We start from the raw sequence: 23431 nt of genomic DNA, 5'->3' as shown, positions 1-23431 counted from the left end.
TGGTGAGTACACGCCAGGTTTTATCCAGTGTCCACGGGGCTTGTTTGAATTTGTGCGCCTTTTGCGGGGTGTCACCTTCGAGTTTGGTTTCGATATAGGTGTAGATATCGGTCCAGACGGTCTGGAAGCAGAAGTAGCCACAAAAGACGCGACCGGCCACGCTGGTGACGGCGGCCAGTAAAATGGCGAAAAACAGCAGGGTCAGCGACAGCATCCAGATGTCCTGAGGAAATACGGTCAGGTCAAAAAAGCGGAACTGACGGTCGGGGATATCAAACAGAATCGCCTGCTGACCGTCCCAACGCAGGTAGGGCACCAGAAAAAACAGTGACCACACTGACATCCCCATCCATTTACGCAGGCGAAAACGCCCTTTCAGCCGCTTCGCCACCACCTTTTCTTCCCCGGTGTTGATGTGCCAGTCGGCGACTTCTTCGTAAATATTCGAGGGGTTCTCGATCTCATGCATATCTTTCACGGACATAGAATTACCTGTTAGCTTTAATGTCACTTCGGGTCATTACACGACTACCCGCTGTGGTTGATCGATCTGGCTGGATAGTTCAGCCAAAATGCTAAGCGCCTGGCTGAGTGTGCCGCTGTCCGTAGCGATACCCAGTGAGATTCTGACAGCTTCGATTGGTGTCTGAGTGATAGCAAACTGACTCGCTGGCACGATTGTCACACCGCGGCTGGAAGCGGATTTGGCATAGCTATCGGCCTGCCAGTGCGATGGTAACCTGAGCCAGATATGATGACCGTCCTGATCAGCCGTAAAACGCTGTCCGCTCAGGAGTGTCGCCGCCAGTTGCTGGCGCTGATTATTTTCATGCCTGATTGCAAAAGTAATATCATCCAATGTGCCGTCGTATATCCAGCGTGTAACCAGCGCGCACATCAACGGCGGTGCCATCAGATTGGTTGCACGTAAAACAATGGCTAATTGCTGAGCTGAGTATTTGTCGGGCGTGATCACAAAAGCGACCCGCAAGGCCGGGGTTGCACACTTGGATAAGGTCGCAATATGCCATGTCAGTTTTGGTATCAGGCTGCTGAAAGATGCCACCGGCTGAGTTTGTAGTGGCGAATAGGGATCATCTTCGATCACCGGCATTTGGAAGCGTTGCGCGATATCGGCAAGCGACTGACGGCGTTGCAGAGACAGGGTCGTCGTCGTCGGGTTATCCAGTGCAGGAATCAGGTACAGTGCTTTCGCCTGACCTGCCTGGCAGACAGTGGCTAAAGCTTCAGGAATAATACCCTCAGCATCACAGCTCACAGGCTGTAATTGAATCCCCAGTTGAATCGCAACCGCTTTCAGACCGGGATAACTGTATTCTGGGGTCAGTAAGGTCGCTCCCGGCGGCACCAGATACTTGCAGATGGCATAGAGGGCACTCTGCGCGCCGGCAGCAATTAAGACCTGTTCTGTCTCTACCTGTGTTTTATGCTGATTGAGCCAGTAAACCGCCGCCTCACGATCAGCCGGGTTACCGGCACTGTCCTGGTATTGCAACTGCAACATCCTGCGCTCATCGGCAATCAATCCGGCTATACCTTCCGGCAAACGTTGTTGTAACAGAGCGGTGACAGGCTGTGGCGGATTATTCATGCTGAGATCCAGCATGGACTGTTTTTCTGCGATTAACTGTTGCTGAACCGAGTCTCTAATAAAAGTGCCGCTGCCTTTATTACCCTCAACCAGACCACGGCGTTTGGCTTCATTAAAGGCACGGGTAACGGTGGTCAGGTCTACATGAAGCGTCTCGGCGATAGCGCGTTGAGAAGGCAGCCGATCACCTGGCTTGACACGACCGGCATAGATATCTGCCTCCAGTGCCTTGACGATGCCCAGATATTTTTTACCCGCTTCTGCTTGAAGATGTGGTTGCCAGATTGCCATCGCTACATGTATGCAAAAAATATACATACAATATACGCTGAATTTTCTGCTGAACCAATCCTTTTTTGATTTTTATTTCATTAACTTAATAACTGATAATCATTTACATACACTAAAGACAACCAGTCAACACAAACGAACTCATGCTTACATGTATGCATATTTAAAGCATACAATAATCCGAATAAAAAAAGGGTGGCACCCGAAGGTACCACCCCATCTCCTTATACAAGGAGATTCGCGCAGATAGGAGCTGACGACAGGTCAGTGACCGTCAGCATTATCTCTGACTGGTAATATCACCATTTTATCCATTGAAAAATATGAAAAAAAACCGCTTATTGATTCAGGGTCTAACAAATCTACTGGACTCATGATATCAGGCGCCTTAGTTCAAACTGGGCCAGGTGGCAATGAGGGAAAGCAAAAAAAAACCAGTTCACCGGGAATGAACTGGTTTAGAAGGTGGAGTGAACTGTCATTGATAGTTCGTAATCGAGCTTATCAGTTTGATGCGAAATTTACGTGAAATGGCTCAAGCTTAATCAGGAAATGATGCAGTTTGCTGGAGTCAGACTTTTAGCACTTTGATGGAGCAATTATGTATCTTCACAAACTCCCTGAGTTGCTGATGCCCTTTGACACCAAACTTCAATGGTTTGCCTTTTAGATGGTACAGGATGCCGGTTCTGGTAACTGCAATACCCGTTTTGGTTTTTGCGTTATAGTCGACATGAGCCAGCTCCTGGGTAATCACATCAAAGCCATAAGCACTGGCATAACCAATGATATGTTTATCGCCACTTTCGACGACTTCAAACAAGCCCCAGCTCATTAGTTGGCCGCATTCAGACTCGGCTCTTGCTTCCATACAAATCCTCACTCAAAGTGGGCGGTGTTCCCTGCCGGATGAATCAATATTCAAGTGCAAACTTAACCGATCACAAACTGTGATACAAGTCACAGTTTACAAATGAACTGATGAAGGATGTGGAATGATACAACGTCGATAAGATAATAATGGTCGGGACAGAAGGATTTGAACCTTCGACCCCCTGCACCCCATGCAGGTGCGCTACCAGGCTGCGCCATGCCCCGACTGTATGCGTGTTAACGTTTGGGAATGTCCGGAAGGACTTGGTTAACGACGGCGTGTATCTTAGCAAAACCCGGCCTGAAAAGGTAGACCGGGCTTTACCAAATATCACATTTATTTTTTTGAACTGATGTCAGCCAGTCTCTGCCAGGTACTGACGACGGTATCTGGGTTCAGCGAAATACTGCTGATACCGCGTTCCAGCAGCCATTCTGCCAGATCGGGATGATCCGATGGGCCCTGACCACAAATACCGACATATTTACCGGCATCACGACAAGCTTTGATAGCCATATCCAGCATTTTAAGTACTGCCGGGTTACGTTCATCAAATGATTCGGCCACCAGCGCTGAGTCACGGTCAAGACCTAAAGTCAGCTGAGTCATGTCGTTTGAGCCGATAGAGAAGCCGTCGAAGTACTCGAGGAAATCCTCAGCCAGCACCGCATTGGAAGGCAATTCACACATCATGATCAGACGCAGGCCGTTTTTACCGCGTTCCAGACCGTTTTCTTTGAGGATATTAATGACCGATTCTGCTTCCTTAGTGGTGCGGACAAACGGAATCATCAATTCGACATTAGTCAGGCCCATTTCATCACGAACGCGCTTCATGGCCTCTGCTTCCAGCTTGAAGCACTCAGCAAAGTCTTCAGAGCTGTAACGTGACGCACCGCGGAAACCAATCATTGGATTTTCTTCATGCGGTTCGAACAGTGGGCCACCGATCAGGTTGGCGTATTCGTTCGATTTGAAATCTGACATCCGCACAATGACGGTTTCCGGATAAAATGCTGACGCAATGGTGGAAACACCCTCGGCAATACGGCTGATGTAGAATTCTACCGGGTCGCCATAAGCGGTGGTGCGCTCAATAATTGCCTCTTTGACCTCACCTTCCATCTCATCCGCGTTCATCAGCGCTTTCGGGTGAATACCGATCATGTTGTTGATGATGAATTCCAGACGCGCCAGACCCACACCTTTGTGCGGCAGTTGGGCAAAGCTGAACGCACGATCCGGATTACCAACGTTCATCATGATCTTGACCGGCAGTTCGGGCATGTTATCGAGTTCTTCAACGCGATGTTCGAATTCCAGCAGGCCGTTGTAAATATTACCTTCGTCACCTTCGGCGCAGGAAACGGTAACCTGGCTGCCTTCTGCGACTTTTTCTGTGGCATCACCACAGCCAACCACAGCCGGGATACCGAGTTCACGGGCAATAATCGCCGCGTGACAGGTACGACCACCCCGGTTGGTGACAATCGCTGAAGCCCGCTTCATGATCGGCTCCCAGTCCGGGTCAGTCATATCTGTGAGTAGCACGTCGCCGGCTTCAAACTTGTCCATTTGGTCCAGGCTGTTAAGCAAACGCACTTTACCCTGACCAATCTTGCTGCCAATGGCACGACCGACGGAAAGTACTTCACCTTTCTCTTTCAGCAGGTACGACTCACGGATATTTTTGCTGCGGCTCTGAACCGTCTCAGGACGCGCCTGCACGATATAGATGCGACCGTCATTGCCATCTTTGGCCCACTCCACGTCCATTGGACGCTGGTAGTGTTTCTCGATGGTGACGACCATTTTTGACAGCTCTTCCACTTCCTGGTCGGTCAGACAGAAGTGCAGGCGATCGTTACCCTCTACATCAATGGTTTTGACCGGAGAGGCTTTATCACCAGAGTAAACCATCTTGATGGCTTTCTGACCGACAGTACGACGCAGTACAGCAGGTCGACCGGCAGCCAATGTTTCTTTGTGAACATAGAATTCATCGGGATTGACGGCGCCCTGCACCACCATTTCGCCCAGACCGTAGCTGCCGGTAACAAACACAACATCGCGGAAACCACTCTCGGTATCCAGCGAGAAAGCTACACCGGCGCTGGCGATGTCAGAGCGGACCATTTTCTGTACACCGGCTGACAAAGCCACTTCGCTATGATCAAAGCCCTGGTGATCGCGATAAGCGATGGCGCGATCATTAAACAGGGAAGCGAAAACTTCACGGATTTGTTTTTTGATGTTGTCGAGGCCGGACACATTGAGGAATGTTTCCTGCTGGCCGGCAAAAGAAGCATCCGGCAAATCTTCTGCCGTGGCAGAAGAGCGAACCGCATAACTGGTTTCAGCACCGTACTCTTTTTCCAGCGCCGAGTAGGCTTCATCAATCGCCTTTTCCATCGCGGCCGGATAAGGGATAGTCATAATCCAGTCACGGATTTGACGACCGGTTTTTTGCAAAGCAGTAACGTCATCGACATCCAGATCACGCAGCAGGTCATTGATTTGATCCTGCAGGCCATCATGGGCGAGAAACTCTCTGTAAGCATCAGCGGTTGTCGCAAAACCACTAGGAACAGCCACACCCAGTGGTGCCAGGTTTTGCAGCATTTCACCCAAAGAGGCGTTCTTGCCACCGACTCTGCCTACATCCTCCATGCACAGCTGTTCCAATGGGACAACGTATTCGGTCATAGTAATAACTACCTTGCTTTCTTTAATTTATTAAATTTTAAAACTGATTCACGCACCCGCTCCCGCCCGAGCCCAAGGGCACGAACAACGCGACTGGAAATTTCTTCAATTGAAGTATTCGTGGTCTCGAAAACCGGAATGCCGACTTTGTCGAACATCGACTGAGCTTTTTCCAGTTCCGCCTGGCAGATTTCCAGTGACGAGTAGTTACTGTCCGGCCGACGCTGGCGTCTGATGCGACTCAGCGGCACCGGCTTGATCGTCAATCCGACAAGCTTGTGGACATTGTCCTGCAGACATTGAGGCAGTTCCTCTGAGCCCAGATCTTCCGGTGTCAGCGGATAGTTCGCCACTTTTAATGAGAAGTTCATCGCCAGATACAGGCTGGTCGGGGTTTTACCACAACGGGAAACACCGGCCAGAATGACATCCGCCTCTTTATATTGATCCGGGCGAACACCATCATCATGCATCAGCGAGAAATCAATCGCATCAAGCCTGCGCTGGTAGGTCGTATCGCTCAGTTTGATTCTCGAGACCCCAGCTTTTTGCGAGGATTCTACACCAAAATAACCCTCAAGGGAGCCTATAAAGCTATGAAACAGGCTGATCACGCAGGCATCTGCACTCTCGATGATGTACTGCTGCTGATCCTGAACCAGGGTGCTGAAAACCACCGGCTTTAATTCTGCTTCTTTACTGGCCTCATTGATCTGATCGCGCGCGATTTCGGCCTTTTCAACCGTGTCGACGAAAGCCAGCGTGATGGTTTCGAATTCCAAATCCGGAAACTGTGCCAGTAGGCATTTTCCGTAGGATTCAGCGGTGAGTCCTGTCCTGTCAGAGACGAAAAAAACTTTCCGACCGTGCTCAGATTGATGCTTTTCGTTGTCTTTCATGCGCTAATCATGTGCTGAAAAGCATCGATTGATCAACAAAAATTTAACGCTGAGACTGTTCCACCGCTATCTGCGGACTCACCTCACGACGCAGAATCTTACCGTTTTTTGTACGGGGAAAATCCCGGGCGATATAGAGCTTTTTAGGCGCCTTGTAGGCAGCCAGATGTTGTTGACCAAAGGCATGCAGTTCATCGGCAGTGACTGACTCGCCTTCATGCAAAATGACATAAGCCACCACCAGCACTTTATCCTTAGCGATTTCCTCGCCCACTGCTGCACAATCACTGACTGCCGGATGCGATTTATAGACCCGCTCTATTTCATAAGGCGACACGCGATAGCCAAAGCTCTTGATAATGTCGTCTTTGCGTCCGAGGAACCAGACATAACCGTCTTTATCCAGGCGGGCGTAATCGCCGGTAAAGAACCAGCCATCATGGCGCAGCTTGGCGGTTTCTTCCGGCAGATTCCAGTACGCCAGAAACAGACCCGGGTCCGTGTCCGGCACACAGATCATGCCTTCTTCCCCCACTTTTACCGGTTTAAGCGTGTCCGGATCGAGTAGACGGATATCATGGCCAGGCTGGGGAAAGCCGGCTGATCCTGGTCGAATCGGCCTTGATTTGGTCTCGCACAGATAATAGGAAAACTCCGACATGCCTACCGCTTCATAGATGTCGATGCCGAAACGCTGCTTCCACTGGGTTAAAACTTCATCTGACAAATGCTCACCGGCGCTCATGCAGTGTCTGAGGCTGGGGACATCGTCCCTGCTGAATTCCGTTTTCTGCAGGACCTGCCGGTAAATCGTGGGCACACCGATAAAAATCGTCGCTTCGTGCTTGGCAATCAGTCTTGGCCACAGGGTCGGATCATTCTTGCCTTCATGGACAATAACTGTTTTGCCCAGATAAAGCGGGTCCATCAGACCGGAGCCTAGTACATAAGTCCAGTTAAACTTGCCGGAATGCAGAATTCTGTCCTGCTGATTATCGGCAAAATCAAACCAGTAACTCGACGCTGGTGTACGGCCGATCATCGCCCGATGAGCATGCAAAACACCCTTGGGATAACCGGTTGTACCTGAGGTGTAAACAAGATAAGCCGGATCTTCGGCCAGCGTTTCTTTGGGTGGTAACCATTTATCGATTGCTGCGACGGACGCATCCAGATCCAGCACTTTGAGGCCTTGTACCTGCTCACAATCGCCGCGGCCGGATAACAGCACCAGTTCAATCTGTGGGCACTGAGCCATTTCTTTTTTCAGTTCACCCCAGAATGCTTTATCGGTCACAAGCACCCTGGCACCGGAATCCTTGGCAAGATAAATCACTTCTTCCACTGTCAGCAGCGTTGAAGTCGGAACCGACACCGCGCCGAGTTTCATCGCCCCCAGAAACGCGGTGGGATAGTTCAGACAATTCGGCAAGCGGATCAGCACTCTCTCACCGGCCTCAATATTTTCGTGCCGCAGTAACTGAGCGAATTGATTAGTTCGGCGTGATAGCTGGGCATAGCTGATTTGATCGGTGCCGAGTTCATCATCCTCGACAATCATCGCGGTGGTTCTGCCCAGTGTGCTGGCAAGATGCTTATCGGTACAGGCCACACCAATATTGAAATGGGTCGGCACTTGCCAGTGCCAGTGTGGGAAAGCAGGCAGATTTCTCATAATATCGCTCCGTATGGCCAGTTCTCACGAATCACCTGAGCCGGCATCAGTTGCAATACCTCGATGGCAAACTGGCGATCTTCCGGTTTCAGGGCTTTTAGGGCATTGGCCCGTAACAGGGTTTGCAGGGCTTTACCGAACATCGGCGGGTCCAGCATCTCCCCCTCAAACTTGATAGCACCACCCAACAGGGCATCGGCTTCAATAGCCGCCTTGAGAATGGCGATTTTCTGATTGATATCCGTTGGTGACGGGGTATAAGCGACTTTGCACAGGTGAATATGACCGGGGTGAATCACCTGTTTGCCGGTCAGGCCCATCGCGGTCTCCTCACAGGCATGCTTATAAACGATGCGGGATTCTTCTTCGCCATGTAAATCCAGCCAGCGCCGGACATCATGTGGCTCGACAAATTTTTCCGGCATGCTGGATGAACCAATCAGGGTTTCCACCCCACCGATTACGCCTTTACCGGCGATCCGTGCTTCAAACATGATTTGATACAGAAAATGCTTGAGTTCTTCAGTCCATTTTTCCGGCGTGATATGGATACCCATCGCCTTGGAAAAGTCATGAATACCGAACACCACATGCTTAACCGTGCTGTACTGCATTAAATCCGGCGCGATTTTGAGCGATTTGGGATGCTCGATAATCGGCTGTATGGTGATCTTGTTATTGATACTGACCAGCAGATTGGACAAGTCCCGTACTTCCGGCGCGCCATAGGCTTCACCCGCCTTGGCCAGCATCACCACGTCAATGCAGTCGCCCATATCACGGACCAGATCCATGTCCTGCTCATATTCATAGGTACGGAAAGGATTCACCCGCACAGCAATGGTCACGTCTTTGTTATATTGGCGAAGCCCCGGCAATTCCTGACGCAATAAAGTCCGGCTCATCTCTTTCTGTCTGCAGCCGTCTTCCAGATCGAAAATCAGGGTGTGGGCCCGGGTTTCATAGGCGTGTTTTTTGATCCGCTGCGACGCCTGCTCCAGATCCTCATAGATACCCAGTGACGGGGCATACTTCACCGGTGGGTAATAAAGCTGAATACCGGGCCAGTAATCGCCGAGTACCGTGTTGTTGAAAACCCGGCAGAAATCAACATCTGCAAACGGTTCGGCATATTGTTTATTGGGATATTCCATCAGCTTCCCCCTGTTATCAGTGCAGGCTATGAGCCTGTTTTTTGTGCCAGCATCGCCTGTTCCTGCAGGCTGGCCACACACACCGCTTCTGACACGCGCTTTAACAGCCGCGGATCAAATGGTTTGGGAATAATGTAATCAGGGCCGAATGTCAGCGTGTCCAGGTCGTAGGCTTCCAATACCGAATCCGGCACCGGCTCTCTGGCTAGTTCCGCCAGTGCATGCGCGGCGGCAATTTGCATCGCCTCACTAACCTGCGGCGCCTTGGCATCAAGCGCACCGCGAAACAGATAGGGAAAGCACAGCGCGTTATTCACCTGATTTGGAAAATCGGAACGGCCTGTCGCCATCACCAGATCCTCTCTGGCCGCTTTAGCCAGGTCCGGCAGGATTTCAGGATCGGGATTGGCCAGGGCGAATACCACCGGTTTTGCAGCCATGGTTTTGAGTAGCTCAGGTGGTAAGGCATTGGCTGCCGAGACGCCGATAAAGACATCAGCGTCTATCATCGCATCGGCCAGCGTTCTGTCTGTTGTATTTCTGAGTAAGTCACTGACTTCCTCACTGACGCCGCTTATGCCTTTGAATAAAACACCGGATTTATTGACCAGCGTGATATCGCTGGCCCCCATGGCTTTGAGCAATCTGGCGGTCGCCATACCGGCCGCGCCGGCACCCAGGAAAACAATTTTGGCTTTGGCCAGCGTTTTTTCCTGTAAAGCCAGCGCATTAATCAGCGCGGCACAGATAACAACGGCGGTGCCATGTTGATCGTCATGAAATACAGGAATGTTGAGCCGCTGCCGTAATTCCCGTTCAATGCGGAAACAGTGCGGTGCGGCGATATCTTCAAGATTGATCCCGCCGAAAGTCGGCGCGATATTGACCACTGTCTCAATAAAACTCTCAACCGAAGGCGCATCGACTTCAATATCAAACACATCAATATCAACAAAGCGTTTAAATAAAACCGCTTTACCTTCCATCACCGGTTTGCTGGCCAGCGGTCCGACATTGCCCAGGCCCAGCACCGCAGTGCCATCGGTGATGACGGCAACAAGGTTACCTTTATTGGTATAACGATAGGCAGTTTCAGGGTCACGATGAATTTCACGCACCGGTTCCGCCACGCCCGGCGTATATGCCAGAGACAACTCGGCCCCGGTGGCGCAGGCTTTGCTGGATTCCACGCTGAGTTTGCCGGGCCGTGGAAACTCATGATAATCAAGCGCGCGCTGTTTGTAGCTAGGCTGGTTGTCTGTCATCGGGTTTACTCCAGTTCGTTCATATAATGATGTTCATCGGTGACGCAGAGACCGACACGCCACTCCATCGGTTTGTCGCCGTAGGTGTAGGCTACCCGCTCCACTTTGAGCAGTGGAAAGCCGGGTTCTACCTTGAGTAATTTGCAGTCTTCGGCGCTGGCAGCGACCGCAGTCAGTTTTTCTTCTGCACGCACCATCGGAATGCCATAAACCGTTTCGTACATGCTGTACAAAGAACCGTTATGGTCGTTAATACGTGCACTGTTGAGGCCACGGAAAAACTTGGCCTGAACGATGATGTAATCCAGGATTTTAGGTTCACCGGAAAAAGTCAGCAGGCGCTGAATTTCAATCACTGCAGTCCCTTTTTTAAGACCGGTCAGTTTTGAAATCTCAGCCGAGGCCTTGAGGCGTTTGCATGACAGCAGTTCGTTATTCAGCGGCTGCTTGTGACCATCGGCCGCGGTCAGACGCAGAAAACGCAGTTTGCTCTGCTCTTCTTTATGGGTGGCGACAAAGGTGCCCTTGCCCTGACGGCGGATCAGAATATTTTCCATGGCCAGCGCATCAATCGCTTTCCGCACCGTGCCCTGGCTGACATTGAAACGCGCCGCCAACTCAATTTCACTGGGGATGCTCTCGCCGGGCTTCCACTCCCCTGCAATCAGGCTCTGAGTCAGAAATACCTTGATCTGCTCATAGAGTGGTTTGAAAACCGGCGCACTCGCTGATTTGCTCATTATCATTCCTGTTTGGTTATCGAACATATCTCATAGCCTACCAAACCACTCTTATATAAGACACAAGTAATTCGTGTCGCCTTCACAGTCATATTCTGACTTTTCTGCTGAAACTAATAACTATCAGCCCCTGATCAATGATTTCTTTAATCAGGCGTAATCACTGTGATTGTCAATCTATATCAGTTATTTCAACTTGTCTAGTGTTTTATATCTTATATAAGACATAAGATAAATATTGACACTCTCAAAATAACGGGGATAGAATCATTTCACGCATCAGCAGATGCTGATATCAAGGTGAGATTGTTATGACTGACTATTACCGGCCAAGACGTTCCATGCTGTATGTGCCGGGTTGCAACCCGCACTATCTGGAGAAAGCCCGCAGCCTGCAGGTTGATTCCATTATTCTGGATCTGGGCGCCCCTATTCTGCTCTCTGCCAAAGAAGAGTCCCGCGCCAATGTGGTGAAGGAACTGAAAAAAGGCGGCTACGGCAATCGCGAGGTCGTAGTGCGGGTCAATGATCTCGACTCTGAGTGGGGTTATGACGACGTCAATGCCGTCGCCAACCTGGGCGCTGATGCCATCCTGTTTTCCAGTATAGAAAACCAGGATGATGTCATGGCCGCCATCAATGCCATGGAGGAAGCCGGTAATACCGAAACCCCGATTATGGTCATGATCGAGAGCCCACTGGCCGTTTTGCATGCTGAAGAAATCGCCCGGGCTTCAGATCGTATTGCTTGTATGGTGCTGGCCACGTCGGATCTGATTTCCGACCTGCATGCCAGACCCACGCTGGAACGCACCGCCATTCGCACCAGTCTGTCATGGGTTGTCCTGGCAGCACGTGCGTATGGCCGTGCAGTTATTGATGGTATTCACAGTGATCTGAAAGATATGCAGGCCTTTGAATATGCCTGTCGTATCGGAAGAGATATGGGCTTTGACGGCAAGTCACTGGTTCACCCCTTCCAGTTGCCCTATGCCAACGATGCTTATACCCCCAAACCCGCCGAAGTAGAAATGGCGAAGGAAATTATCGAAGCCCTGAGTGAAGCGAATAAGGCAGGTCGAGGCACTGTGCTGGTTAATGGCAAGCTGGTTGAACATCATCATGTGACCGCGGCCAAGCGCTTCCTGCTTCTCAGTGACATGATCAAAGAGCTGGAGTTGGATAATGACTAAGCCGCAATTCAATCAGGGCCGTTTTTTCGAAGATTTCAGCTTGGGAGAAACGATTGTGCATGCTACGCCCCGCACCATTACCGAGGGCGATGCGGCACTGTATATCGCTTTGACCGGGTCCCGCCATATCGCCCACTGTGCGCAACCGGTCGCCCATTCACTGGGCTTTGCTGATAAAACCATCGATGATCTGCTGACTTTCCACATCGCCTTTGGCAAAAGCGTGCCGGATATCTCGGTCAATGCCGTTGCCAATCTTGGCTATGCCGAAGTCCAGTTTCAGCATCCGGTCTATGCCGGTGACACGCTGACGACTGAAACCGAAGTTATCGGTCTCAAGCAGAACTCGAGTGGCAAGAACGGTATCGTCTTTGTTCGTTCCACCAGCTTTAATCAGAATCACAAAGCAGTGTTGTCCTGGGTCCGTTGGGTGATGGTGCATAAAAAGGATGTCAATGCCCCGGCACCGGAGACCGTGGTGCCGGAACTGGCTCAGGTCGTCGCCGCAGAGAACTTATTCATTCCAGCTGAGCTTGATGCCAAAGACTTCGAAGCCACTGTCACCGGTTCCAGCCGTTTCTGGGAAGACTTTGAAGCCGGCGAAAGACTCAACCACCCAGCCGGAATGACCGTTGATGACAGCGATCATACTCTCGCTACCAAGCTCTATCAGAACAACGCCCGGCTGCACTTTGATGATTTGATGATGCAGCAAAGTGCTTTCGGCAAACGGCTTATGTATGGCGGCCATGTCATATCGGTCTGCCGGGCGCTCAGCTATGACGGCCTTGAGAATGCCCTGTTTATCGCCGCAATTAACGCTGGGACCCATGCCAACCCCAGTTTCGGCGGCGATACTTTTTATACCTGGACCGAAGTGCTGGAAAAATGGCCCCTGCCCGGTCGCTCAGATCTGGGCGCACTTCGGCTGAGAATGGTCGGCCTGAAGAACCAGACGGCTGACAGTCTCGACTCCACCCACATCGATATTGATGGTAAACGTCAGTATCACCCTAATGTCGTGCTTGATCTCGACTACACCGTGTTAATGCCGCGTAAGGCATAAGGAAGAAGCAGGCTATGAATATGACTAAACTGACTCATCCCAGCGAAGCGCTGTTTGAAGGCGAACGCGCGTTCCCGATTGTTCCCAGTTGTGAGCATTTTGCCGGCAGTGAAAAGCTGATCACCAAGGCTTTAGGCCTGCAGGACAGTATCGGCCCGGTATTTGATATCACCTGTGACTGTGAAGATGGCGCCGCCGCGGGTACTGAAAAAGCGCATGCCGAGATGATCGTGCGCGTGCTTAACTCGGACCTGAATAAACATAAAATGGCCGGTGCCCGTATCCACGACTATACCCACCCCTGCTGGCAGCAGGATATAGAGATTCTGGTGCCGGGTGCCGGAAATGTCCTCAGCTACATCACGATTCCTAAAGCAACCTCGGTCAACCAGGTTGCAGAGATGATTGGCTTCATCCAGAAAGTTGCCCGTCAGCACGGTATCGAACGCGAAATTCCGGTTCATGTGTTGATCGAAACCCACGGCGCTTTGAGAGACGTGCATCAGATCGCCGCCCTGGACTGGATTCAGGTACTGGATTTCGGTCTGATGGATTTTGTCAGCGCTCACCACGGCGCTATTTCTGCTACCGCTATGCGCAGCCCCGGCCAGTTTGATCACCGTCTGCTTGCCAGAGCCAAGGCGGAGGTGGTTGCCGCTGCCCTCGCTAATGGGGTCGTGCCCGCCCATAACGTGACACTGGACCTGAAAAACGAAGAAGTGACTCACTCAGATGCCACCCGTGCCCGTCATGAATTCGGCTTTCTACGGATGTGGAGTATTTACCCGACACAGATTAAAGCGATAGTCGATGCGATGAAACCGGATTACAGCGAAGTGCTTGCCGCCGCGTATATCCTGCTCAGCGCACAACAGGCTGACTGGGGGCCGATTCAGTATGAAGGCGAGCTGCACGACCGCGCGACCTACCGCTATTTCTGGGAATTACTGCAGCGTGCCAAACAAACCGGTGTAGACCTGCCTGCTGAGGCGGATAAAGCCTTTTTCGGATAAGGACGGATTATGACAAACATTTCAGCTGGTGCCCGTTTCAGACAGGCGGTCGCCGAAGAACATCCCTTACAGGTCATCGGTGCGATTAATGCCTACCACGCCCGTATGGCTGACAAAGTCGGTTACCGCGCGCTTTATGTTTCAGGCGGTGGTGTCGCGGCCGGATCGCTGGGCCTGCCGGATCTGGGCATCTCCACGATGGATGATGTGGCCACAGACGTCGAGCGCATCACCAATGTCACCGACAAACCGGTACTGGTTGATATTGATACCGGCTTTGGCGGCGCTTTTAATATCGCCCGTACGGTGAAAACCATGATTCGTGCCGGCGCAGGCGCTGTGCATATTGAAGATCAGGTACAGAATAAACGCTGTGGTCACCGACCTAACAAGGCGATTGTCAGCCAGCAGGAAATGGTCGACCGCATCAAGGCCGCAGTGGATGCCAAAACCGATGATGATTTCGTGATTATGGCCCGCACCGATGCCCTGGCCGTGGAAGGACTCCAGTCAGCTATCGAGCGTGCCTGCGCCTGTGTTGAGGCTGGTGCGGATATGATTTTTCCTGAAGCCATGACTGAACTGGACATGTATCAACAGTTCGCCCGGGCAGTGAAGGTACCGGTACTTGCCAATATCACGGAATTCGGCAGTACACCTTTATTCACTGTCGATGAACTGGCCGCCCATGACGTCAGTATGGTGCTTTATCCCCTTTCCGCTTTCCGGGCGATGAATGCCGCCGCGCTCAGAGTCTATCAATCCGTTCGTGAGCATGGTACGCAGCAGCATGTCGTCGATTTGATGCAAACCCGCAGTGAACTCTACGACTACCTCGATTACCACGCTTTCGAACAGAAGCTGGATGAACTTTTTAACAACGATAAATAAATGCAAGCAATGATTTAACAGGCAGCTCGGCTGCCGGGAGAAGACCATGACTCAAGTTCAGAAAAAGAAAAAAGGCGTTGCCCTGGCAGGCGTATCAGCCGGTACCACGGCAGTCTGTACCGTCGGCCATAGTGGCAATGATCTGCATTACCGTGGTTATGACATTCTGGATTTGGCGGCCAAGGCCAGCTTTGAAGAAGTCGCCTTTCTGCTGATTCATGGACAATTACCCAATCAGGCTGAGCTTAATGCCTATCACGCAAAACTGAAAAAACTCAGAAATATCCCTGATGCACTGAAAGTCGTGCTGGAACAATTGCCTCCGACCGCCCACCCGATGGATGTGATGCGCACAGCCACCTCCATGCTGGGTACGCTGGAACCGGAACAGGCCGATCACAGTGCCGAAGGCGCACGCAATATTGCAGACCGTCTGATTGCCTGTCTCGGCTCGGCCCTGCTTTACTGGCATCATTTCAGTTTGCATGGCAAGCGAATTGAACTCGATACCGATGATGATTCGATTGCCGCGCACTTCCTGCACTTATTGCACGGCCAGTCACCGTCTGATTTACATATTGCCGCCATGAATGAATCTCTGGTGCTCTATGCGGAACATGAATTTAATGCGTCGACCTTCACCGCCAGGGTGATTGCTGGCACGCTGGCAGATTTTTATTCTTCTATCACCGGGGCTATCGGCGCTCTCAGCGGACCCAAGCATGGTGGTGCCAATGAGGCCGCGATGGAAATCATTCAACGATATGCCTGTCCGGATGAGGCAGAGAACGACATCATGCGGCGCATGGCCAATAAGGAAATCATTATTGGCTTCGGCCACCCGGTTTATACCATTTCTGACCCGCGCAATGTTGCCATCAAAGAAGTCTCCCGCCGGCTTTGTGAGGACGGGGACAATATCAATCTGTTCAATATCTCCGAACGTATTGAACAAGTCATGTGGCGGGAGAAAAACATGTTCCCCAACCTCGACTGGTACAGTGCCTCCAGCTACCACATGATGGGCATTCCCACCGCCTTTTTCACGCCGATCTTCGTGATTTCTCGGGTCACAGGATGGGCCGCTCATATTATCGAACAGCGGATTGATAACAAGATCATCCGTCCCAACGCCGAGTATACCGGCCCGGCCGACCGGCCGTTTACCCCTATTAGCGAACGCGGCTAAGCCCGTTTTAGACTGAGGAAATTTTTATGACCGCTGCTTTTTCCAATGTTCGCCCGGCACCTGACAAGGTCCTGGTCGACATCGCCGACTACGTCAGTGACTATCTGGTCACCAGTAAGGAAGCCCTGGATACCGCCCGTTATTGCCTGATGGATACTTTGGGCTGTGGCTTTGAAGCCCTTTCCTACCCTGCCTGTACTAAATTACTGGGTCCGATCGTGCCGGGCACGATTGTCCCCAACGGCAGTAAAGTACCGGGCACGCAGTTTCAACTGGATCCGGTTCAGGCTGCCTTCAATATCGGTGCCATGGTGCGCTGGCTGGATTTTAACGACACCTGGCTGGCGGCCGAGTGGGGTCACCCGTCGGATAATCTGGGCGGCATTCTGGCTATCGCTGACTTTCTGTCACGTAATCGCAGCGATGATCAGCCCCAAATCACCATGCGTGATGTGTTGATTGCGATGATTAAAGCCCATGAAATTCAGGGTGTACTGGCGCTGGAAAACAGCTTTAACCGGGTTGGCCTGGATCATGTGGTGCTGGTAAAAATCGCCTCCACTGCCGTCGTCACCGGTCTGCTCGGTGGCAGCAAGGACGATATTATCAATGCCGTTTCCAATGCCTGGGTCGATGGTCAGAGTCTGCGTACTTATCGCCACAGCCCCAATACCGGCTCGCGTAAATCCTGGGCGGCGGGTGATGCGACCAGTCGTGCCGTTCGACTGGCTCTGATGTCGATGAAAGGAGAAATGGGTTATCCCACCGCACTGACCGCCAAGACCTGGGGCTTTTATGATGTCTTTTTCAAAGGTCAGCCATTTAAATTCCAGCGCCCCTACGGCAGTTATGTGATGGAGAATGTCTTATTCAAAATCTCCTTCCCTGCGGAGTTTCATGCCCAGACCGCAGTAGAGTGTGCCTTCCAGTTGCATCCCGAAGTTGCCGATAAAATCGATACACTGAAAAAAATCGAGCAAATCGACAAGATTGTACTGACCACTCATGAGTCTGCAATTCGCATTATCGACAAACAGGGACCGCTCAATAACCCGGCCGATCGGGATCACTGCCTGCAGTATATGACGGCAGTAGGACTACTCAAAGGCAGCCTCACAGCGGCGGATTACGAAGATGCGGTTGCCGCTGATCCGCGTATTGATGCCCTGCGCGACAAGATGGTCTGTATTGAAAACCCGGAGTACACCAAAGATTATCTGGACCCTGAGAAACGCTCGATTGCCAATGCAGTACAGGTGTTTTTCAAGGATGGTTCACACTCCGAACAAATCGCAGTGGAATATCCTATTGGCCATCGCCGTCGGCGTGCTGAAGGGATTCCGGAACTGGTCCGGAAATATAAAACCAATCTGGCACGTCGCTTCCCTGAACGTCAACAAAAAGCGATTCTCGATGTGTGTATGGATGAAGCCAAGCTCTCAGCCATGCCGGTGAATGAGTTTGTTGATTTGTTTGTAATCTAAGGCGCAAATAAAAAGGCCAGCTTCGAAGCTGGCCTTTTGGGTTCTGCAATCAGTTGAGCAAGGTCCGCAGGTCTTCCAGCTCTCTGAGAAGCTCACGCACCAGATCTTTCTGATCCTGCTTGTTGGTAGTAACCATTTTCACTTCACCGGATGGTGTCAGTTGCTGACGGGCACCGCCGATAGTGAAACCCTGTTCATAGAGCAAAGCACGGATTTCACGAATCAGAATCACGTCATGACGCTGGTAATAACGACGATTACCACGGCGCTTGACCGGTTTGAGTTGGCTAAATTCCTGTTCCCAGTAACGCAGCACGTGGGGCTTCACGCCACACAGTTCACTCACTTCACCGATGGTGAAATAGCGCTTACTCGGAATGGGCGGTAATTCGTTGTTGTTACTCGCTTCCAGCATAACTGTCCACCCTCGCTTTCAGTTTTTGTCCGGGTCTGAAAGTCACCACACGACGGGCAGAGATGGGGATTTCTTCACCGGTTTTAGGGTTACGACCAGGCCGTTCACTCTTGTCTCTGAGCTCAAAGTTACCGAAACCGGATAATTTAACCTGCTCACCTTTTTCCAGTGCGGTACGAATCTCTTCGAAAAACATTTCAACCAGCTCTTTGGCTTCACGTTTGTTAAAACCCAGCTCATCGTAGAGTTGTTCCGTCATATCGGCCTTAGTCAGTGCCATGTATACCTCTAAATTCTTCTTTTAATAATACTAATCAGGATCTTATCGTTGCACCGACAGCCTGTTCCAGTGTGTCAGTCACAGTTTTGATCAGCGCATCGACTTCATCATCTTTGAGCGTACGTTCACCGTGCTGGAGGTGGAAAGCCATGGCGAGACTCTTCTTACCGAGCTCGACTCCATCTCCAGTATAGACGTCAAATAGTTGAAATGACTTAAGAATATCAGAATCAATTGCGCTCAGGCAATCTTCTATTTGACCGGCGGTGACCGCCTCGTCAACCACCAGGGCCAAATCCCTGCGTATTGCCGGATATTTGGATAAGGCAGTAAATTCAGGGATTTGGGCCAGCAATACCGCAGGCAGACTCAATTCGAACAGATACACCCGGCCATTCACATCAAGCGGCTTCTGCAGTTTTGGATGCAGGGCACCGAGCCAGCCGATGGCTTCTCCGTTCTTGTAGATTCTGGCTGTCTGGCCCGGGTGCAGCGCAGGATGCGTTTCAGCCTGGAAGCGAATGTCGCCACCGGTGACACCGAGTAATGCTTCAACATCGGCCTTGGCATCGAAAAAGTCGACTTCACGGGCTTTTTCAGACCATTGTTCAGCATCTTGATCACCATAGATCAGGCCGCCGATACGACGCTCCTGTTCGATGTTGTCGAGATCACCTTTAAACACGCGTCCGACTTCAAACAGACGTACCCGTTCATGCTGGCGATTGGCATTATAGACCAGCGCCTGCACCAGGCCCGGCCACAATGAGGTGCGCATCACCGATAAATCCGCTGAAATCGGATTGGCCAGCTTAATCGGGGCTAAATCGTCTTCAGCCAGTAAAGACTGCAGCTTGGGTTCGACAAAGCTGTAGGTCACCGCCTCGAAATAGCCGCGATCGACCAGCAGATTCTGCAGTCGTTCAAGCTGCGTCAGCCGTTCAGTGATATTACTGGTCAGTACCGTGCCCTGCGGACGGGTTTCCGGCAGTCTGTCATAACCATAAAGGCGACCCAGTTCTTCAATCAGATCCACTTCAATGGCCAGATCAAAACGGAAGCTCGGCACAGTCACCTGCCAGCCGTCTTCAACCCGGGTTAAAGCCAGTCCCAGACGACTCAATTGATCACTCACTTCAGCGGCTTCGAGGCTGATTCCCAATACCCGTTTAATCCGGTCTTCACGTAAATGAATGGATGCTGTTGACGGTAAATCTTTGTCACTAAGCACTTCTGTCACAGGGCCTACTTCACCACCGACAATGTCTAACAGCAAAGCTGTTGCCCGCTGCATGGCTTGTTGGGCCAGTGCCGGATCGACACCACGCTCAAAACGGTGTGATGAATCGGTATGCAGCCCATATGCGCGGGCTTTACCGGCAATGGCATCGGGACTGAAAAACGCTGCTTCCAGGAACAGATTATGGGTTGTTTCAGTCACACCGGACTGTTCGCCGCCCATAATACCGGCCAGTGCCAGTGGACCGTTATCGTCAGCAATCAGCAAGGTCTCTGGCTGAATCTCAACCTCCTGCCCATCAAGCAGGGTCAGCTTGTCGCCGTCCTCTGACAGTCTGACGCTGATGCGCTTATTCAGCTTATCCAGATCGAAAGCATGCATGGGCTGACCCAATTCCAGCATGACATAGTTGGTTACATCGACAACCGGACCCAGACTGCGCAGACCACTGCGACGCAGTTTCTCCTGCATCCAGACTGGCGTTTCCGCCTGCGGATTAACGTTCTCGATAACACGGCCCAGATAGCGCGGGCATGCAGCCGTGGCAGTAACTTTGACAGGGAAAGTTTTATCCGAACTCGCCTTAACCTCGTCACAGTTGACTTGGCAGACATCGGTAGAAGTCAGTACACCGACCTCGCGGGCGACACCGGCCACACCAAGGCAGTCACTGCGGTTGGGTGTCAGATCAATATCAATCGAGACATCATCGAGCCCCAGATAAACGCGAAAGTCCTCTCCTACCGGCGCTTCATCTGCCAGTTCCATCAGGCCGTCAGCAGATTCAGTGAGGCCCAGTTCTTTGGAAGAACACAACATACCGAAAGAAGGCACACCGCGCAGTTTGGCTTTCTTGATTTTGAACTCGCCCGGTAGCACCGCGCCAACCACGGCCACGGGTACTTTCAAGCCTTCACGCACATTACTGGCGCCACAGACAATTTCAAGCAACTCGGCATCACCAACATCGACCCTTGTCAGACGCAGTTTATCGGCATCCGGGTGCGGTTCCACCGATTTCACCTGGCCGACGCGCACGCCATTGAAATCACCGGCGACCGGTTCGACGGCATCAACTTCCAGTCCGGCATTGGTCAGTTTTTCTACCAGCGCAGCGGTGTCCAGTTCTGGATTCACCCACTCGCGTAACCACTTTTCACTAAACTTCATTGTTAATTATTCCCGCCGATTATTTGAACTGACTGAGGAAACGCAGATCGTTATCAAAGAACAGACGCAGGTCATTGACGCCATAACGCAGCATCGCCATCCGCTCGACACCAAGACCAAAGGCAAAGCCCAGGTATTTTTCACTGTCGATATTCACATGTTCAAAAACATTCGGGTGCACCATGCCGCAGCCGAGGATCTCAATCCAGCCGGTGTGGCTACAGACACGGCAACCCTCGCCGCCACAGATCACGCACTCAATATCCGCTTCCGCTGAAGGCTCGGTGAATGGGAAATAAGAGGGACGGAAACGCACCTTCAATGGCTTTTCAAAAAAGGCCTGCAGAAAGTCGGATAACACACCTTTCAGATCGGTAAAGCTGATGTTTTCATCCACCATCAGGCCTTCAACCTGATGAAACATGGGTGTATGCGTCAGATCCGAATCACAGCGATAGACACGGCCGGGCGCAATCAGTCGCAATGGCGGCTGATTCTCTTCCATCACCCGGATTTGTACCGGCGAGGTATGGGTGCGCAGCAGCTTATCGGCATCAAAGTAAAAGGTGTCGTGCATCGCACGGGCCGGATGGGTCTCCGGAATATTCAATGCGGTGAAGTTATGGTGACTATCTTCGATTTCAGGGCCTTCGGCGACATCAAAACCGATGTTACGGAAATACCGCTCAATCCGTTGCAGGGTACGGGTCACCGGATGCAGACCACCTACTTCGCTGTTGCGTCCCGGCAGCGTGACATCAACAGTTTCCGCTTTCAGCGCAGCCTGCATCGCCGCTTCAGCCAGCGCTTTGCCACGTTGTTCGACCAGACCGGTGACTTCCTGCTTGGCCAGATTCACTGACTTACCAATGACCGGTCGATCTTCAACACTGACATTACCCAGCTGTTTCAGGTATGCCGTGATTTTGCCTTTTTTGCCCAGGTATTCGACGCGGACATCATCCAGTGCCCGGTTATCCTGTGCTTCCGCCACAGCCTGCCTGGCTGTTGCCGTAATTTCTTCTAAAGCCTGTAACTGTGACGACAGTTCAGCCATATTTCCCCCTCATCAGAAACAAAAAAGGGCCGTGGTTGCGGCCCTTTTTTAGTCACTACAGCACTAAGGCTATCGCTCTTTACAGGCGATTTACTTAGCCAAAGCTGCTTTTGCTTTTTCCGCGATAGCTGCGAAAGCCGCTTCATCATGCACGGCGATATCAGCCAGTACTTTACGATCGATTTCAATTGACGCTTTTTTCAGGCCATCGATCAGACGGCTGTAGGACAAACCGCAATCACGAGCAGCCGCGTTGATACGCGCAATCCACAGGGTACGGAAGTTACGTTTTTTCTGACGACGGTCACGATAGGCATATTGACCGGCTTTGGTGACAGCCTGGACGGCAACACGGTAAACGTTCTTACGACGACCGTAATAACCTTTCGCTTGATCCAGAACTTTTTTATGGCGTGCGTGTGCAGTTACGCCGCGTTTTACTCTAGGCATCGGAAAACTCCTTAATTACAGATTTGGCAGCATTTTACGGACTGACATGTGATCTGCTTTGCAGACTGTCAGGGTAGAACGCAGCTGGCGTTTACGCTTAGTGCTTTTCTTGGTCAGGATATGACTGGTAAAAGCTTGTGAACGCTTGAATTTTCCGCTGCCAGTGCGTTTAAAACGCTTGGCGGCACCACTGTGGTTTTTTAACTTAGGCATTGTATTTACAACTCCGCATTCAAATTTATGTAGTTATTTTTTACTGATTGGCGACAAAACCATGATCATCTGCCGACCCTCTTTTTTGGGACGCTGCTCGACACTTGAAATCTCGTCCAAATCTGCCGCCACTCGTTCGAGTAATTTCAGACCCAGATCCTGATGTGCCATTTCACGTCCGCGGAAGCGGAGGCTGACTTTCGTTTTGTTACCGCTTTCAAGGAAACGTACCAGGTTGCGTAGTTTTACCTGATAATCCCCTTCTTCTGTGCCAGGCCGGAATTTGACTTCCTTAACCTGAATTTGTTTTTGTTTTTTACGAGCTTCGGCTTTTTTCTTGCCTTCCTCAAACAAAAACTTGCCGTAATCCATGATACGGCAAACCGGTGGTTTTGCCTGAGGGGCAATTTCCACCAAATCCAAATCGGCATCCTCGGCTTTCTGAAGTGCTTCCTTCAAGGAAACAATACCGAGTTGCTCACCGTTAGAATCCGTCAATCGTACTTCTTTGGCTGTGATTTCACCATTCAGCCGTTTCTGATCTGTAGCGATGT

Annotated in this window: 22 protein-coding genes and 1 tRNA gene; 6 read left to right on the top strand and 17 right to left on the bottom strand. The window is 51.3% G+C overall.

The features are described from left to right. The 10 genes from OMQ46_RS16150 to OMQ46_RS16105 form a co-directional block, all read right to left on the bottom strand. Nucleotides 1–484 (bottom strand): 4Fe-4S binding protein (locus OMQ46_RS16150; RefSeq protein ID WP_266238526.1); only part of this gene is annotated, 484 nt, incomplete at its 3' end. A 36-nt stretch (nucleotides 485–520) separates the two neighbouring features. Continuing rightward, on the bottom strand, nucleotides 521–1903 hold the full coding sequence (locus OMQ46_RS16145) for a PLP-dependent aminotransferase family protein (protein WP_266238525.1): 1383 nt from the start codon (nucleotides 1901–1903) through the stop codon (nucleotides 521–523). Nucleotides 1904–2474: 571 nt separating this feature from the next. Further along, on the bottom strand, nucleotides 2475–2774 hold the full coding sequence (locus tag OMQ46_RS16140) for a hypothetical protein (RefSeq protein ID WP_266238524.1): 300 nt from the start codon (nucleotides 2772–2774) through the stop codon (nucleotides 2475–2477). Nucleotides 2775–2924: 150 nt separating this feature from the next. Beyond that, nucleotides 2925–3001, bottom strand: a tRNA-Pro gene (locus OMQ46_RS16135). Nucleotides 3002–3113: 112 nt separating this feature from the next. After that, the gene (gene ppsA, locus OMQ46_RS16130; RefSeq protein ID WP_266238522.1) at nucleotides 3114–5483 is read right to left on the bottom strand and encodes a phosphoenolpyruvate synthase; all 2370 of its coding nucleotides are present in this window, start codon (nucleotides 5481–5483) and stop codon (nucleotides 3114–3116) included. An 8-nt stretch (nucleotides 5484–5491) separates the two neighbouring features. Continuing rightward, the gene (locus OMQ46_RS16125) at nucleotides 5492–6382 is read right to left on the bottom strand and encodes a pyruvate, water dikinase regulatory protein (protein WP_266238520.1); all 891 of its coding nucleotides are present in this window, start codon (nucleotides 6380–6382) and stop codon (nucleotides 5492–5494) included. Nucleotides 6383–6425: 43 nt separating this feature from the next. Then, nucleotides 6426–8057, bottom strand: coding sequence for an acyl-CoA synthetase (locus OMQ46_RS16120; RefSeq protein ID WP_266238519.1), 1632 nt, complete (start codon nucleotides 8055–8057; stop codon nucleotides 6426–6428). After that, nucleotides 8054–9211: an HpcH/HpaI aldolase/citrate lyase family protein gene (locus OMQ46_RS16115; RefSeq protein ID WP_266238518.1), complete on the bottom strand. Its 1158-nt coding sequence runs from the start codon at nucleotides 9209–9211 to the stop codon at nucleotides 8054–8056. Before OMQ46_RS16115 ends, OMQ46_RS16120 begins: the two co-directional genes overlap by 4 nt. A 26-nt stretch (nucleotides 9212–9237) precedes the next feature. Continuing rightward, the gene (locus OMQ46_RS16110) at nucleotides 9238–10476 is read right to left on the bottom strand and encodes a malic enzyme-like NAD(P)-binding protein (RefSeq protein WP_266238517.1); all 1239 of its coding nucleotides are present in this window, start codon (nucleotides 10474–10476) and stop codon (nucleotides 9238–9240) included. Between the two features lie 5 nt (nucleotides 10477–10481). Next, nucleotides 10482–11216: a GntR family transcriptional regulator gene (locus tag OMQ46_RS16105; RefSeq protein ID WP_266238516.1), complete on the bottom strand. Its 735-nt coding sequence runs from the start codon at nucleotides 11214–11216 to the stop codon at nucleotides 10482–10484. 311 nt (nucleotides 11217–11527) lie between these two features. Between OMQ46_RS16105 and OMQ46_RS16100 the strand changes: the two genes are divergently transcribed. Genes OMQ46_RS16100 through OMQ46_RS16075 form a run of 6 tightly spaced genes read left to right on the top strand, consistent with a single transcriptional unit; the run spans nucleotide 11528 to nucleotide 18052 of the window. Further along, nucleotides 11528–12409 carry an HpcH/HpaI aldolase/citrate lyase family protein gene (locus tag OMQ46_RS16100; protein WP_266238514.1) on the top strand — a complete coding sequence of 294 codons (882 nt, stop codon included), beginning with the start codon at nucleotides 11528–11530 and terminating at the stop codon, nucleotides 12407–12409. Further along, a complete protein-coding gene (locus OMQ46_RS16095; protein WP_266238513.1) occupies nucleotides 12402–13475 on the top strand; it encodes a MaoC family dehydratase in 1074 nt (357 codons plus the stop codon). Before OMQ46_RS16100 ends, OMQ46_RS16095 begins: the two co-directional genes overlap by 8 nt. 14 nt (nucleotides 13476–13489) lie before the next feature. Next, complete coding sequence (locus tag OMQ46_RS16090) at nucleotides 13490–14488, top strand: HpcH/HpaI aldolase/citrate lyase family protein (RefSeq protein ID WP_266238512.1); 999 nt, start codon at nucleotides 13490–13492, stop codon at nucleotides 14486–14488. 9 nt (nucleotides 14489–14497) lie between these two features. Next, nucleotides 14498–15379 (top strand): methylisocitrate lyase, encoded by an 882-nt coding sequence (gene prpB / locus OMQ46_RS16085; protein WP_266238511.1) that lies wholly within the window; start codon nucleotides 14498–14500, stop codon nucleotides 15377–15379. Between the two features lie 46 nt (nucleotides 15380–15425). After that, on the top strand, nucleotides 15426–16568 hold the full coding sequence (gene prpC, locus OMQ46_RS16080; RefSeq protein ID WP_266238510.1) for a 2-methylcitrate synthase: 1143 nt from the start codon (nucleotides 15426–15428) through the stop codon (nucleotides 16566–16568). 26 nt (nucleotides 16569–16594) lie between these two features. Then, entirely contained in the window at nucleotides 16595–18052 is a 1458-nt protein-coding gene (locus OMQ46_RS16075; protein WP_266238509.1) for a bifunctional 2-methylcitrate dehydratase/aconitate hydratase, read from the top strand. A gap of 49 nt (nucleotides 18053–18101) precedes the next feature. On the opposite strand, the gene OMQ46_RS16070 is transcribed toward OMQ46_RS16075, so the two are convergent. From OMQ46_RS16070 to infC, 7 genes are all read right to left on the bottom strand, one after another. Beyond that, entirely contained in the window at nucleotides 18102–18467 is a 366-nt protein-coding gene (locus tag OMQ46_RS16070; protein ID WP_266238508.1) for a MerR family transcriptional regulator, read from the bottom strand. Then, nucleotides 18451–18747: an integration host factor subunit alpha gene (gene ihfA, locus OMQ46_RS16065; protein ID WP_266238507.1), complete on the bottom strand. Its 297-nt coding sequence runs from the start codon at nucleotides 18745–18747 to the stop codon at nucleotides 18451–18453. The genes OMQ46_RS16070 and ihfA overlap by 17 nt, the downstream gene beginning before the upstream one ends. Nucleotides 18748–18781: 34 nt before the next feature. Further along, a complete protein-coding gene (gene pheT, locus OMQ46_RS16060) occupies nucleotides 18782–21157 on the bottom strand; it encodes a phenylalanine--tRNA ligase subunit beta (RefSeq protein ID WP_266238506.1) in 2376 nt (791 codons plus the stop codon). A gap of 19 nt (nucleotides 21158–21176) precedes the next feature. After that, nucleotides 21177–22214 carry a phenylalanine--tRNA ligase subunit alpha gene (pheS, locus tag OMQ46_RS16055; protein ID WP_266238504.1) on the bottom strand — a complete coding sequence of 346 codons (1038 nt, stop codon included), beginning with the start codon at nucleotides 22212–22214 and terminating at the stop codon, nucleotides 21177–21179. Between the two features lie 90 nt (nucleotides 22215–22304). After that, nucleotides 22305–22664 carry a 50S ribosomal protein L20 gene (rplT, locus tag OMQ46_RS16050; RefSeq protein WP_266238502.1) on the bottom strand — a complete coding sequence of 120 codons (360 nt, stop codon included), beginning with the start codon at nucleotides 22662–22664 and terminating at the stop codon, nucleotides 22305–22307. A gap of 15 nt (nucleotides 22665–22679) precedes the next feature. Next, nucleotides 22680–22877: a 50S ribosomal protein L35 gene (rpmI, locus tag OMQ46_RS16045; protein ID WP_266238501.1), complete on the bottom strand. Its 198-nt coding sequence runs from the start codon at nucleotides 22875–22877 to the stop codon at nucleotides 22680–22682. A 33-nt stretch (nucleotides 22878–22910) separates the two neighbouring features. After that, on the bottom strand, nucleotides 22911–23429 hold the full coding sequence (gene infC, locus OMQ46_RS16040; RefSeq protein ID WP_266238528.1) for a translation initiation factor IF-3: 519 nt from the start codon (nucleotides 23427–23429) through the stop codon (nucleotides 22911–22913). Nucleotides 23430–23431 lie beyond the last annotated feature (2 nt).

It is taken from the genome of Methylophaga sp. OBS1, assembly GCF_026319365.1.
The sequence above is the reverse complement of the archived record's forward strand: the minus strand, read 5'-3'. Positions and strand labels throughout refer to the sequence as shown.

What these genes read in the sequence shown, in the direction of transcription:
- OMQ46_RS16145 (WP_266238525.1), bottom strand. Translation starts at nt 1,903, where the DNA reads ATGGCAATCTGGCAACCACATCTTCAAGCAGAAGCGGGTAAAAAATAT.
- OMQ46_RS16140 (WP_266238524.1), bottom strand. Translation starts at nt 2,774, where the DNA reads ATGGAAGCAAGAGCCGAGTCTGAATGCGGCCAACTAATGAGCTGGGGC.
- ppsA (WP_266238522.1), bottom strand. Translation starts at nt 5,483, where the DNA reads ATGACCGAATACGTTGTCCCATTGGAACAGCTGTGCATGGAGGATGTA.
- OMQ46_RS16125 (WP_266238520.1), bottom strand. Translation starts at nt 6,382, where the DNA reads ATGAAAGACAACGAAAAGCATCAATCTGAGCACGGTCGGAAAGTTTTT.
- OMQ46_RS16120 (WP_266238519.1), bottom strand. Translation starts at nt 8,057, where the DNA reads ATGAGAAATCTGCCTGCTTTCCCACACTGGCACTGGCAAGTGCCGACC.
- OMQ46_RS16115 (WP_266238518.1), bottom strand. Translation starts at nt 9,211, where the DNA reads ATGGAATATCCCAATAAACAATATGCCGAACCGTTTGCAGATGTTGAT.
- OMQ46_RS16110 (WP_266238517.1), bottom strand. Translation starts at nt 10,476, where the DNA reads ATGACAGACAACCAGCCTAGCTACAAACAGCGCGCGCTTGATTATCAT.
- OMQ46_RS16105 (WP_266238516.1), bottom strand. Translation starts at nt 11,216, where the DNA reads ATGAGCAAATCAGCGAGTGCGCCGGTTTTCAAACCACTCTATGAGCAG.
- OMQ46_RS16100 (WP_266238514.1), top strand. Translation starts at nt 11,528, where the DNA reads ATGACTGACTATTACCGGCCAAGACGTTCCATGCTGTATGTGCCGGGT.
- OMQ46_RS16095 (WP_266238513.1), top strand. Translation starts at nt 12,402, where the DNA reads ATGACTAAGCCGCAATTCAATCAGGGCCGTTTTTTCGAAGATTTCAGC.
- OMQ46_RS16090 (WP_266238512.1), top strand. Translation starts at nt 13,490, where the DNA reads ATGAATATGACTAAACTGACTCATCCCAGCGAAGCGCTGTTTGAAGGC.
- prpB (WP_266238511.1), top strand. Translation starts at nt 14,498, where the DNA reads ATGACAAACATTTCAGCTGGTGCCCGTTTCAGACAGGCGGTCGCCGAA.
- prpC (WP_266238510.1), top strand. Translation starts at nt 15,426, where the DNA reads ATGACTCAAGTTCAGAAAAAGAAAAAAGGCGTTGCCCTGGCAGGCGTA.
- OMQ46_RS16075 (WP_266238509.1), top strand. Translation starts at nt 16,595, where the DNA reads ATGACCGCTGCTTTTTCCAATGTTCGCCCGGCACCTGACAAGGTCCTG.
- OMQ46_RS16070 (WP_266238508.1), bottom strand. Translation starts at nt 18,467, where the DNA reads ATGCTGGAAGCGAGTAACAACAACGAATTACCGCCCATTCCGAGTAAG.
- ihfA (WP_266238507.1), bottom strand. Translation starts at nt 18,747, where the DNA reads ATGGCACTGACTAAGGCCGATATGACGGAACAACTCTACGATGAGCTG.
- pheT (WP_266238506.1), bottom strand. Translation starts at nt 21,157, where the DNA reads ATGAAGTTTAGTGAAAAGTGGTTACGCGAGTGGGTGAATCCAGAACTG.
- pheS (WP_266238504.1), bottom strand. Translation starts at nt 22,214, where the DNA reads ATGGCTGAACTGTCGTCACAGTTACAGGCTTTAGAAGAAATTACGGCA.
- rplT (WP_266238502.1), bottom strand. Translation starts at nt 22,664, where the DNA reads ATGCCTAGAGTAAAACGCGGCGTAACTGCACACGCACGCCATAAAAAA.
- rpmI (WP_266238501.1), bottom strand. Translation starts at nt 22,877, where the DNA reads ATGCCTAAGTTAAAAAACCACAGTGGTGCCGCCAAGCGTTTTAAACGC.